This is a genomic window from Nostoc sp. PCC 9305 (assembly GCF_963920915.1).
GTDB lineage: Bacteria > Cyanobacteriota > Cyanobacteriia > Cyanobacteriales > Nostocaceae > Nostoc.
The window spans coordinates 40,495-53,235 of sequence record NZ_CAWUDN010000053.1; the positions used below are offsets into that span (position 1 = coordinate 40,495).

Here is a 12,741-nt window from a genome sequence, read left to right on the forward strand (position 1 = left end):
GACTAATGAGTAGAACCTACAAAGCAACTGGTATTAATCTTAAAACCCAGGCGCTAGGAGAATCGGATAAAATAGTGACGATTTTGACACGAGAATTCGGTTTGATTCGAGCCGTGGCTCCAGGGTCACGTAAGCACAACTCCAGCCTGGGCGGTAGGAGTGGAATGTTCGTTGTGAATGAACTATTGATTGCCAAAGGGCGATCGCTTGATAAAATTACTCAAGCACAGACGTTAAAAACTTATCCTGGTTTAGCTAAAGATTTGGGAAAACTGGCTGCCAGTCAATATTTAGCAGAAATAGTTCTGTGTGAAGCTTTGAGCGAACAACCCCAAGAAGAACTTTATGATTTGTTCAATGAACATCTCCATCGCTTAGAGGCGGTGTCTAGTGCAAATCTATCTGGTGTTTTGGCTCATCTGGCTCATGGTGTATTTCACCTTTTAGCCTTAGCAGGGCTGACGCCGCAAGTGCAAATATGTTGTCTATCTCAACGTTCCCTTAAGCCAGACTTCACAGACCCCAACTGGCAGGTAGGATTTAGCATCCCTGCGGGTGGAACGGTTTGCTTAGAAGCTAGGGAACGTTTACGAAAACAGGAGAGGGAGATGAGGGCAGAGGGGCAGAGGAGCAGAGGAGCAGAGGAGCGGGGGAAGATTAATAACCAATTCCCTATGCCTAATGCCCCATCCACAATGACGCCAGTTGCTTCAACGGATAGCGCAGCGTTAGCGAGTACTCGAGCGTCGGGAACTTCCGCAACGCACTGGCTCCCCAATGCCCAAACAATTGTTGTGCATCGGCAAGAAATACCTGTGATTTCTAGTCGTTTGGGTGCTATGGAACTAGCTTTGCTTCAACATCTGTCACAACCAGAGATAATGCAAATTGATGGTGCTAGAGATCATAACTGGTTATCTGTTGAGCAGACTTTGCGCCAGTATGCTCAGTATCAATTAGGTCGCCCTATTCGCTCTGCTACCTTGATCGACTCTTATTTTGCTGCCAACCATGATGCAACCGTCTGATTTGGATAAGAAAATCCTGCCTTTGTCACCAAGCCTCGCCAAAAAACAGAATAGGGTATCAGATCCTACAGTCAGGAATCACTTGAGTGCTGTTCTCAAGTGTACACCTAGTCAAATAAATGGCCAAGAAATGTCCCCAAAAGATGTTTCTCAAAACGATCAAAGTTGGACAGGGGATATCCCAAAAACTGATCTTCCAAGCCAATCAGAAACACAATCAGAGGACAAATTAACCACTGCTGAGGTAGATCGCAATGGCCTTCGTAATGGGCAGAATTTGTCAGTAACTACTATCCCAGAGAAAGAATTCCCGAAATTAGATGGATCGGGTTCAGGTGGAGAAGCTATTACAGGGAATGTAAAACAACTAGGATTTTTACCTGTATTAAAAAATCCTAATTTCTTGGCTCTTTGGGGTGGTCAAGTTTTCTCTCAACTAGCAGATAAAGTTTATTTGGTCTTGATGATTGCCTTGATTAATACTCAGTTTCAAGGGAGCAATCAGAGTATTAGTGGTTGGGTATCAGTCTTGATGATGGCTTTTACTATTCCAGCCGTATTGTTTGGTTCCGTTGCTGGTGTGTTTGTCGATCGCTGGTCGAAAAAGGCTGTGCTGGTGGCAACGAATATTTGGCGCGGCATCCTAGTTTTGTCAATTCCCTTCCTGGTGTGGTTGACTCATGACTGGAAACCCATAGGAGTGCTGCCAGTGGGTTTTGTAATTATCTTGGGTGTGACTTTTTTAGTTTCGACTTTGACGCAGTTTTTTGCTCCGGCAGAACAGGCGGTAATTCCCTTAATCGTAGAAGAACAGCATTTACTCTCGGCTAATTCGCTTTACACAACAACGATGATGGCATCGGTGATTGTTGGGTTTGCCGTTGGAGAACCGTTGCTAGCGATCGCAGATGGACTTTGGCTGCAAATTGGTGGTAGTGGTAGTTTGGGCAAAGAACTTTTAGTAGGTGGCAGTTATGCGATCGCTGGACTAATTTTGTTCCTTCTGGCAACTAAGGAAAAACACCACCACCCCGATACAGAATTCCCTCATGTATTCTCTGATTTGCGGGACGGTTTTGCCTACCTCAAAGCAAATCATCGCGTCCGTAATGCTTTGCTTCAACTGATTATCTTGTTTTCTGTCTTTGCAGCATTAACTGTTCTAGCCGTTCGGATGGCAGAAATAATTCCCAACATGAAAGCCTCCCAATTCGGCTTTTTACTAGCAGCTGGTGGTGTTGGTATCGCTGGTGGAGCAACAATTCTCGGTCAATTTGGTCAACGTTTCTCCTATACTCAGCTAAGTCTGTGTGGTTGTATGGGTATGGCAGCATCCCTGATTGGTCTGTCAGTATTTACAACTCAACTGTGGCTCGTCTTGTTACTGGTGGCGCTAGTGGGCATCTTTGGGGCACTAGTGGGAATTCCCATGCAAACTGCAATCCAAACAGAAACACCTCCAGAAATGCGTGGTAAAGTTTTTGGCTTGCAGAACAATGTAATTAATATTGCCCTCTCTTTACCTTTAGCATTAGCTGGTGTCGCAGAAACCTTTCTGGGATTACAGGTAGTTTTTTTGGGATTAGCTGCGATCGTCTTTTCAGGAGGTATATTAACCTGGTATAACTCGCACAAGTAGTTATCAGCTAACAGGAGTTATTATTCATTACCTTGAGGTAATTAATATTTACTTAAACTTTTTGCGTTCATGGTAAACTGTGGTCAGTGAAAATTTATCACATACTTGCCGGATATGAATCTGACATTAGTCAGAATAAGTTGTTGAAATATCAGAAATTAACAACTTATAACTAAAATAAATAAAGCCATCAATCCACTGGTTTAATCAGCTGACAATAAGCTTTTTAAACTAGTAGAAAGTTTTGGGAATTTTTAATAAATAAAAAAACCAGCAAGTATAGCTAGATAAAAGAAAAATCACAAAGGACACACAAGTAATACATTAAACCCGCTTTTCTTACAGCTAAATAAAGAATGCGTATAGCCTGGATTGGAAAAAAATCACCCTTTTGCGGCAATGTTACCTACAGTCGAGAAATTACAAATGCCTTGCTAGATAGGGGACATCAAGTTAGCTTTCTTCACTTCGCCCAGGAAGAGTCTGAACCTGATAATTGGCCAAATCTTCGAGAGGTTTCCCTACCTTTCATTTACAAGTCCCAGGTTTACACGATTCCCACTTTTAAAGCCACCAAAGTTTTAACTGATTCACTGCGGGAAATCAAACCAGATGTAGTCCATGCTTCCTTGACGTTATCTCCTCTAGACTTTTTTCTACCAGAAATCTGTGAGGAACTGAGGTTGCCCTTAGTTGCCACTTTTCACACACCATTTGCTGGCAAGGGAGCAAAGCTGGTATCGGGAACACAACTTTTGGCTTATCAACTCTACGCGCCTTTTTTAGTTAACTACGATCGCGTGATTGTATTTTCCCAAATTCAGCGAGAATTATTGGCAGGGATGGGCGTAAGAGAAGAAAATATTGCCGTAATTCCCAACGGTGTTGATACCGCCAAGTATTCTCCAGGATTTTCTAAAATAAAAGCAGAATTAAAAGCCGAACGCTTGTTTGTCTATCAGGGTCGCATAGCGCCAGAGAAAAATGTTGAAGCTCTCCTCCGGGCTTGGAAGCAGTCGGCAATGGCACCTGGTAGTAAGTTACTAATTGTTGGCGACGGCCCTTTAAAGTCTTCCTTAGAGCCGTTTTTTGGTTCAGAATACGGCATTATCTGGTTGGGATTTGTCGCTGATGAAGACCGACGCATCGAAATTTTGCGGGGCGCAGATGTATTTGTTTTGCCTTCATTGGTAGAGGGTTTGTCCTTATCTCTGTTAGAAGGAATGTCGTGTGGGTTGGCTTGTTTAGCAACAGATGTGGGTGCAGATGGAGAAGTATTGGAAAAGGGTGCAGGTGTAGTTATTAGTACCAAAACAGCGCGCTCGCAATTAAGAACGCTCTTGCCAGTGTTGCAAGACCATCCAGAGTTAACAACTCTACTAGGGCAAAAAGCTAGACAGCGTGTATTAGACCGCTATACCCTTAGTAAAAATATTAGTCTGCTGGAAGAACTTTATAAAGGAGTTTTAGCACAGCGACCTCTACCACTAAGTCGCAGAGCGTAAGGAAAGGGAAAAAGTGCGATCGCACTGTAAATCTTAAGATGGTAATGAGTGCGATCGGGTAAAATACAAAGACCTAACTAACAATTCTCTTATCAGTTTTATAAGGCTATCTAAAGTTAACAAAATGAAGTATCACGCAAGTCAGATAAAGGTGAGAAATATCCCTGACTTAGAGCAGCTAGAACATGGAAAGTGCTGCCGAACATACGTCTATTGCTTCACAAATCCGTTGCCCGAACAAAACGTTATTGACCAAATTGCAAATAGTTTGGAGAAGAGATTCACCTTTTCCAAGGAAGTATATGAGATTCCTGAAGATGTTGAAATTTGTGCATCTATTTTCATAGAGCGTTTACAAGATAACGAAGCCAGAGTTCGTGTTTTGACAAATCAACCAGAAGAAGTTTGCGTTTACATCTTTGGGACATCCACTCTGCCACGCAAAATTGAGGAAAGGTTTGGAACTGTACAGTCGATTCAGGGGGAACAGCGAGAGGCTTGGATTACTGACAGACAGTAGGGTATTATCTATCAGTCAATTAATCTTTGAATTTTCTACTAAAGACCATCCTAAACTGGTTGGCTGTTCATAAACCCGCTTTAAAGTATTTACATCTCTGGGAGAAATAGGCGACGGGTTACGAACTTGAGAAAAATATAGGGCATCAGTTTGTAGCGGACTATGGCCCCAAATTCCCAGTGCATGACCGAATTCGTGCCGGGTAGCTGCAATGAGATACTCACCTGTTTGGCTGGGACTTAGCAAGATAGTGAAGCGGTGGGATAAAACTTTGTTGGTAGTGTATAACTCGTAAGTAGTTTGTGCCGATCGCGCACGGGGTATATTACTACCAGGGGAAATTTGTAGAGGTGGCGCTTTTCGCGCGATCGTAATATCAGCAATTTCTGGCTGTTCGACTATTGTTAAAGGTAAATAATTACTCCACTCCTGTACACCCTGCAAGACAGCGTTAACCCATGCTTGAGCTTGTTTTTCGCTGATGGCTTTTGGTGGTTCTATGTAAACTCGAACAGGAAATTGCGACCAGACTAAATAACCAACTTGGGTTGTTGTGACTTGGGAAAAGTAGTCACCACTGTTAGTGTTATCTTGCCGCTGTGCCAGTGTGGGCGGTAAGGGATGGGGTTTTGGGGAAGTAGGGAGAGAAGTTATTAAATCTGAATATACATATTCTGGTATTATTGTAAACCCATTACTCGACTGGATATTAGTAAAAATGATTAATAGCCCTGTGCCAGAAAATAAGGCAAGAGCTATAATTAACCGTCGTGAAATTAAATTTATTAGGGTGTTAAGTATCGGGTGTTGGGTTCTTCTCCCCATTTATTTATCCTTATTTAGGAAGCCAACCAGCACTTAAAACTACTGTTAAACCAAGAAAAATTACTGTCAATGCCCAAGTAATTCGGTTTAAGGTGTTTTCTGCACTTTTGGTGCTGCTAAATAGCTGGGCTTGTCCGCCAATGGCCCCAACGCCATCACCTTTAGGGCTATGCAGCAAAACTAAGATAATCAAACCAGTGGCGGAAAATGCCCAAATGCCTTGCACGATATTACTAACTGTCATGGTAGGAATCTCATTTATAAAAAGTTTCAAAAAACAGAATTCAGAAGTTAGGAGTTTTAGTAAACTCCTAACTCAGCAATCTTTTACAGCCCTACTTGCACAGGAGTGCGAGTACGTTGCAGTTCGTATTCTGCTGTTTTCAGCAGCGATCGCCCGGTCATTTCTGGTGGCTGAGGCAGCTGTAAAATCTCTAGAATTGTGGGGGCAATGTCGCATAGCTTGCCATCGCTTCGCAGTTCGACATTTGTACCATATCCAGGGATTTTGACTTTCTCTCCTTCCACCAAGATTAAGGGAACTGGGTTAGTAGTATGAGCTGTCCAGGGATTACCCCCTTCATCTAGCATATACTCAGCGTTGCCGTGGTCGGCAGTAATAATTGTTGTACCACCGGCTTTGATAACGCTTTCTAACAAGCGTCCCAAACAGCGATCGACTGTTTCAATTGCTGTAATGGTAGCGTCGATTTGACCAGTATGCCCTACCATGTCTGGGTTGGCATAGTTAATTACAACTAAGGAATACGTACCCTTTTGAATCGCAGCGATCGCTACATCTGTAACTGCTGCTGCTGACATCGCTGGGGCATGATCGTAAGTCGCTACCATCGGGCTGCTTACCAGTTCCCGATCTTCACCGACAAAAGGTTCCTCCAGACCCCCATTAAAGAAATAGGTGACGTGGGCGTATTTTTCTGTTTCGGCGGTGCGGAACTGATTCAGACTGTGATTGGCTATGACTTCTCCCAGAATGTTACTGAGATTCTGAGGCTCAAAGGCTACAGCCACGGGTAACTCTGAATCATACTGCGTAAACGTCACAAAAGACAGCGGTGTGATTTGCTGTCTTTCAAAACCGTTAAATGTGGGACTGACTAAAGCTTGAGTCAGTTGTCTGGAGCGATCGGGGCGGAAGTTGAAAAATATCACCCCATCCCCTGGTTCGATTGCGCCGGGAGCAATTCGGATTGGGTTGACAAATTCATCTTTTATCCCTTGGTCGTAAGATGCTTGCAAGACTTCCACAGCCTTGAGACCATTACCAACACTATCTTGGGTCATCATGTCGTAGGCGCGTTTTACCCGATCCCAGCGGCGATCGCGATCCATCGCGTAGTAGCGACCGCTGAGAGTGACTATGCGCCCAATTCCTGTGCGGTCTATATAATCTTGTAGCAGTGCGATCGCTCTTACACCGTCAGTTGGTGCGGTGTCACGACCATCGGTGATAGCGTGAATACAAACTTCTGGAATTCGCTGGTCTTTGGCTAAGTCAAGTAGTCCGAATAGATGGGTGATATGCGAATGTACCCCTCCCTCAGAACAAAGGCCTACTAGATGCAGCTTGCTATTCCGAGAGCGAACTTCCTGGCAAATTTTGACGAGTGCTGGATTTAAGGCAATAGAACCGTCTTCGACCGCATCAGAGATGCGTACCAGTTCTTGCGGTACCACTCGCCCAGCACCAATGTTCAAATGACCAACTTCCGAGTTGCCCATTTGACCCTCTGGCAACCCTACGGCTTTTCCTGATGTGTGGATGAGGGTATGCGGGTATGCGGCCCATAAACTGTCCACGATGGGAGTTTTAGCAGCAGTAATGGCGTTTCCTCGCGTTTCTTCGCAGTAGCCCCATCCGTCTAAAATGACTAGCACCACAGGAGCAACAGGTGCTTTGGTCATAGTAAAATTGCCCTTTACTTTTTGTAATACCCGAATGATACCACTGCTAATCCACGCCGCAAGTGAATTTTTGCTTATTAACTTCTTTTACGAAGGACTTGCAGTTTTTGGAAATAGTTTTTAACTTTTAGTAGTTTTTCTGTAATTTTTTTGAACGCTAGTAACGAGTGATTACTTAGTAGTAGCGTTTTAGCACTACTACTAAGGTGTTATCCAATCCTTTATTTCCTTTTTGTGGAAGCTTTTGCAGCTTTCTTAGCCGCTTTTTGGGCTTCTATTGCAGCTAACTTTGCTTGTTCTTTTTCTTCGGCAATTTTCTGGAGATAGTAATGATAATCTCCTAAGTAAACGCGGAATTCACCATCACGAATTTCGACGATTTTGTTAGCTACTTGAGAAATAAAGTAGCGATCGTGGGAAACTACAATTGCCGTACCGTCATAATTTTTAAGCGCTTCTTCCAGCATTTCCTTCGCTGGAATATCTAGGTGGTTTGTCGGCTCATCTAGAATTAGTAAGTTCGCGGGACGTAAGAGCATTTTTGCCAACGCCAGACGAGCTTTTTCTCCTCCACTTAATGCCCCAACTGCCTTAAATACGGTATCACCAGTAAATAAGAAGCGTCCCAAAAGGGTGCGGACTTCTTGATTATCCCAATCTGGAACTTCATCATGGATAGTTTCCATAACAGTTTTCTTCAAGTCCAAGGCTTCAGCTTGGTTTTGCTCAAAGTAACCGGGAATAACGTTGTGATCCCCTAATTGAACGCTACCTTCTGTGGGTGGTTCCATCCCCATAATTACACGCAGAAGGGTAGATTTCCCAGCACCATTGGGGCCAAGAAAAGCAATGCGATCGCCTCTTTCAATTAAAAGATTTGCTGCCAGAAACAGGATTTTATCACCATAAAGATGAGTTAAATCTTTAATTTCTACTACCTCGCGTCCACTGCGGGGTGCAGGTGGAAAACGGAAGTGTAGAGTTCTGACGCCTGCAATGGGTGCTTCAATGCGCTCGATTTTGTCGAGTTGCTTTTCCCGGCTTTTTGCCTGAGTACTGCGAGTAGCACTGGCGCGAAACCTATCAACAAAAGTTTGCTGTTTTTCTAATTCTTTTTGCTGGCGTTCGTAAGCACTAAGTTGTGCTGATTGACTTTCGGCTTTTTGTTCCAAATATGCTGAGTAGTTACCAAGGTAAGTACTGGAAACACCACGTTCAGTTTCCACAATTTGGGTGCAGAGGCGGTCAAGGAACTCCCGGTCATGGGAGACTATTACCATCGGCGTAACTAGCCCTCTGAGGTAGTTTTCCAACCACTCAATGGTTTCTAAATCTAGGTGGTTAGTCGGTTCATCCAGCAGTAACAAGTCGGGTTTTTGCAGGAGAATTTTTCCTAAACTCATCCGCATTTGCCAACCACCACTGAAGGCACTGACGAGGCGATCGCCATCTTCTAGCCCAAACCCCATCTCTGGTAAGATTTTCCCGATGCGTGCATCTAAGTTGTAGCCATCCAATGCTTCAAATTTGCGCTGCAAGCGATCCAACTTGTCGATCAGTCGATCCAGTTCCTCTGGGCTAGCCGTTTCCATCTCTTGTGGGATGTGCGCCAGAGATAACTGTACTTCGTTGGCTTCTTTGAAGACAGTCCAAAATTCTTCTCTAACGGTGCGAGTGGGGTCTACTTCAAACTCTTGGTTGAGGTAGGCTATATGTAAGCTATTAGGACGAATAATTTCGCCGGCGGTGGGTTCCATTTCCCCAGAGATGATTTTGAGTTGGGTGGATTTTCCAGCACCATTGACACCGACTAAGCCAATGCGATCGCCTGGTTTAACTTCCCAGTTGATATCTTTGAGAACTTCGCCTGTGGGATAAATTTTACTTATATGTTCTAGTCGCAGCATTAAGTTTCTCTCAGGTAGGGAGTGGGTGGTTGAGGACGAAGTACTAACACCGCCTCTAATATTAACAAAAATTAACTATAAATTCGTCGCGAGAAAGTTTGGAAGCTGCAAACCAAATTTGGCTTGAGCTACGGATAAAATTTACCACATCTATTTCAAGGCTGGCTTTGTGTTACTTGTCTAACTTCTTCGACACTGAAATCAAATGCCTCAGCCACTTGTTCCACTGTCACCCCAAATTTCAACAAGGTGGGTATTAATTGTAATTTGGCTCTACGCTCCCCTATTTGGATGCCATCATGATAGAGTTTCGCGTTTTGAACTTGGTTTATAGTTAAACCTAATCCCTCCGCAACTTGCTCAATAGTTAACGCTAAATCTAATAGACGAGGTACTGATTGCCGTAAACCTTCCAAACGCCCTTCTTCAAATGCTTCTTGATAAATTTTTGTATCTTTGAAACTCATAGTTCCTATGTTGTAGTCCACTAATTCCTCTACTCCTTGATCAGAAGAATCCTACTGCGCGGCTTGTCTGACTTGTTCGACACTCAAATCTAGCGCCTGTGCTACTTGTTCTACAGTCAACCCGGCTGCCAACATTGCTGGTACTGCTCTGAGTTTACCTTGTTCAATGCCTTGAACCCTACCTTGTTCAATGCCTTGAACCTTACCTTGTTCGATGCCTTGAACCTTACCTTGTTCAACACCTTCCTGAAAGGCTTCTTGATAAAATCTGGTTTGCTTTAACTCGCTTAATCCAAACATTTCCTCCATCTCCTCCCTACTCATTGTGGGAAATTTATAAGCCAAAATAGTCTCGATAAATTGTAATAATTGCTGCTGTTTTGGTGGTGAGTTTATCTCGGACTTAGTTCTGTCTATCAACTCTCTTGCTTGTGCGATCGCTATATCGTCGGTTGCAATTACTAATTTAGCAGTTGCAATGCCAATTGGAAGCGATGCACCTTCACCTAATTCATTCAAATAAATGCGTCTGACGCGCCCACTTGTGAAAAACTCACGGTAATGTTTGATATTGCCTGTATCTACATTCCTGTTTGTGTATAAAATCACAGCACCCCAGTCATTTGATGGTTGATTTTGACGGAGGTATAAAGATATTTCTGCAATTAGCCGTGAATAAATTTCCCCATCAGCTTGAAATTGCACTTCAACAAAGTAAATCTGGTTCTCACTTCCTTGTATAGGCAGAAACACACCATCGATTCTGAAGGCTGTTTGTTTGATTTCAACTGATGAAAATTGATAAAGGCTAGCTGATTCTGGAGGATTACCAATAAGTTCAAAGAAGATATCAGGAAATTCTTGAAACAGCCGATAAAAGATGATGTCTGTTTTCACAATTTTATATCATTTGAAAATTTTGATTTGCTGTTCATGTATTACTTGATTCTTCAGAACCATCTCGCACTTTCAGCAATTGCTCTTTTGCCATACCTAATATACGTGAAAGGGGCGCTAGTAAACTATCATCAAATGCTTCTCCAGCATAAATATTATTCAGTTCAGTCGGAGATAATTTAAAGGTGTCGCAGAATTTAGCAAACTCCTGATTACTCAAGTCAAGCTCTTTTTGCCTATCTTGAAGTAAAACTGCGATCGCTCTAGTTCCATGCTTTGGACGCTCACTAGTTTTTACATATTTTTCCATTAAAAAATTGACTTTTCTGGTATCGCCGCCGATTTTTTTAATTAAATCAGTACAAGCCATTTTTAGCGCTTTCTTTAAAACTTCTTCTTCATTTAGAATTTTAATAATTTCATTGGCATAATCTGGTTTAAAAAATCCCACCAAATTGCCTTGATGATAAACTGGTATATAAGGATTATTGGTTTCAAGTTGCCAATCTAAAGGCTCATTGCGTAGCGACATAGCTGCACCCCTAAATATTTTAAGATTGCACCATTTTAAAACCATTTATTCCTTAACTGCCAGTAAAATACCCTAGCACTGGCGATTAGAAATCGCAGCTATACAGATAAAACCCACATCCGTGGGTTTAAACTTGCTGGAGTCCACGCAGACGGACTTAGTTTGTGCAGCCATTACGTATTTCTACCAGAACCTTTAACTCAGCCAAAATTAGCGATCGCCATGTGAATCAATGCAATTCTACTACTCACACGCCTAGTTTTGTGATTCGTATTCTTCAAAAATTATTACAGCAGCTTCTAGATATCGATCTAATAGACGATGATCGTATATATCAGGTAATACTAATTCGACTGCCCTAGTGGTTTCCATTACTCCACCACGATCTTCTCCATCTTTAAAAGCTGCCATAGAACCCCATACTCGAGCTATTGCAGTTTGAATTTCTTCCCTTTCAGGCAAATACCATATTTCTCGACTAATTTCATTACACTGTAAAGGAGTTAAAAAATTTGGCTTTGACAAAGCTTGCTGAATATATTTATTAAGCTGGGAGAGTTTGTCCGATTTAATCTCGGATGAATATATTTGTATGCATTCTATTGCCCATTGGATTGCCAAACTATAGTGATATTTTTCTAATTTCAGTGCAATTGGATAAGCCCAAAGTATCTGTTTTTGCATTATAGTTTGTTTTACATTTTCTATTACTTCTTTCATAGATGTAACTATATCTAACTAACTTGGAGTAAAACTTATAAGTATATAATTTTTTTCACTTTATTCTACTTAAGGTGTCTCCAAATCAAAAATGAGTGTCATAAAAATTGTAGTAATTATCCTTCCCAGTCTTGACGAGTATCGCACAGAAAATTATCTGCGATCGCATCATCAAATAAATAAGGGCAATGCTCTGGAAAGGTTCGTAATGGTAAGTTAGTTTCTCGAAGCGCCAAATCGACTCCCGCTTCAAAGCCATCTAACAAAGCTTCTTCTATTCGATACTTTAAGCTAGGGTTCTGCCGCAGATGCCTATTGATGGCGCGGCGCTGTTCTCGAATTGTTAAAAACCAACTACGAGAGCGTTGTTCGGGTTGATACTCCCACTTCAAGAGATGACCAAGTAATACACTTAGACGACTCACGAGTTCCCGATATTCCTGTCTCCCCAAAGCTTGAATTTCCTCTTGCAGGTGCTGCCAGTCTAGTTCCATAACTAGCCTCTGCTCTAACGCTTTAGCCTGCTGCTGTGTCCAGCCATAAAAGTCTTGGTCGTACAAAAAAGGTTTGTCCATAAAGTTGAATCTTGACAGCAAGAAACCACGAGCTAGTTTGAGCCAATTTTATGCTAAGGACTTCCAAGAAATAAATTATCTAAATAAACGAACCACAGAGACACAGAGAACACAGAGGGAGAAGAGATAGAGAGAATTTTTGCGTTACAGCACTTGCGTCTATTATGAGGTACACTAGATTAAAATATAAATACTTTTAA

13 protein-coding genes are annotated in these 12,741 nt (G+C 42.4%); 4 read left to right on the top strand and 9 right to left on the bottom strand.

Annotated elements, in window-relative coordinates:
- Positions 1-5: 5 nt before the first annotated feature.
- From recO to ACM0OX_RS20030, 4 genes are all read left to right on the top strand, one after another.
- Complete coding sequence (recO, locus tag ACM0OX_RS20015; RefSeq protein ID WP_414516774.1) at positions 6-1,028, top strand: DNA repair protein RecO; 1,023 nt, start codon at positions 6-8, stop codon at positions 1,026-1,028.
- Entirely contained in the window at positions 1,015-2,667 is a 1,653-nt protein-coding gene (locus ACM0OX_RS20020) for an MFS transporter (protein ID WP_414516785.1), read from the top strand. Before recO ends, ACM0OX_RS20020 begins: the two co-directional genes overlap by 14 nt.
- A gap of 356 nt (positions 2,668-3,023) precedes the next feature.
- Positions 3,024-4,172: a glycosyltransferase family 4 protein gene (locus ACM0OX_RS20025; protein WP_414516775.1), complete on the top strand. Its 1,149-nt coding sequence runs from the start codon at positions 3,024-3,026 to the stop codon at positions 4,170-4,172.
- Positions 4,173-4,296: 124 nt separating this feature from the next.
- Entirely contained in the window at positions 4,297-4,692 is a 396-nt protein-coding gene (locus ACM0OX_RS20030) for a hypothetical protein (protein ID WP_414516776.1), read from the top strand.
- 15 nt (positions 4,693-4,707) lie between these two features.
- Here the strand turns inward: ACM0OX_RS20030 and ACM0OX_RS20035 are convergent, their stop codons facing one another.
- From ACM0OX_RS20035 to ACM0OX_RS20075, 9 genes are all read right to left on the bottom strand, one after another.
- Entirely contained in the window at positions 4,708-5,517 is an 810-nt protein-coding gene (locus ACM0OX_RS20035) for a peptidase (RefSeq protein ID WP_414516777.1), read from the bottom strand.
- 10 nt (positions 5,518-5,527) lie between these two features.
- A complete protein-coding gene (gene secG / locus ACM0OX_RS20040) occupies positions 5,528-5,761 on the bottom strand; it encodes a preprotein translocase subunit SecG (RefSeq protein WP_109011945.1) in 234 nt (77 codons plus the stop codon).
- Positions 5,762-5,844: 83 nt separating this feature from the next.
- A complete protein-coding gene (gpmI, locus tag ACM0OX_RS20045) occupies positions 5,845-7,443 on the bottom strand; it encodes a 2,3-bisphosphoglycerate-independent phosphoglycerate mutase (RefSeq protein ID WP_414516778.1) in 1,599 nt (532 codons plus the stop codon).
- 221 nt (positions 7,444-7,664) lie between these two features.
- Positions 7,665-9,350, bottom strand: a complete 1,686-nt coding sequence (locus ACM0OX_RS20050) for an ABC-F family ATP-binding cassette domain-containing protein (RefSeq protein ID WP_094349116.1) — start codon at positions 9,348-9,350, stop codon at positions 7,665-7,667.
- A gap of 155 nt (positions 9,351-9,505) precedes the next feature.
- Positions 9,506-9,817 (bottom strand): hypothetical protein, encoded by a 312-nt coding sequence (locus tag ACM0OX_RS20055; RefSeq protein ID WP_414516779.1) that lies wholly within the window; start codon positions 9,815-9,817, stop codon positions 9,506-9,508.
- Between the two features lie 51 nt (positions 9,818-9,868).
- Positions 9,869-10,714 (bottom strand): Rpn family recombination-promoting nuclease/putative transposase, encoded by an 846-nt coding sequence (locus ACM0OX_RS20060; protein WP_414516780.1) that lies wholly within the window; start codon positions 10,712-10,714, stop codon positions 9,869-9,871.
- Between the two features lie 34 nt (positions 10,715-10,748).
- The gene (locus tag ACM0OX_RS20065; protein WP_414516781.1) at positions 10,749-11,246 is read right to left on the bottom strand and encodes a hypothetical protein; all 498 of its coding nucleotides are present in this window, start codon (positions 11,244-11,246) and stop codon (positions 10,749-10,751) included.
- Positions 11,247-11,501: 255 nt separating this feature from the next.
- Positions 11,502-11,966, bottom strand: coding sequence for a hypothetical protein (locus tag ACM0OX_RS20070; RefSeq protein WP_414516782.1), 465 nt, complete (start codon positions 11,964-11,966; stop codon positions 11,502-11,504).
- A 116-nt stretch (positions 11,967-12,082) separates the two neighbouring features.
- Positions 12,083-12,541: a DUF29 domain-containing protein gene (locus tag ACM0OX_RS20075; RefSeq protein WP_414516783.1), complete on the bottom strand. Its 459-nt coding sequence runs from the start codon at positions 12,539-12,541 to the stop codon at positions 12,083-12,085.
- Between the last annotated feature and the right edge of the window lie 200 nt (positions 12,542-12,741).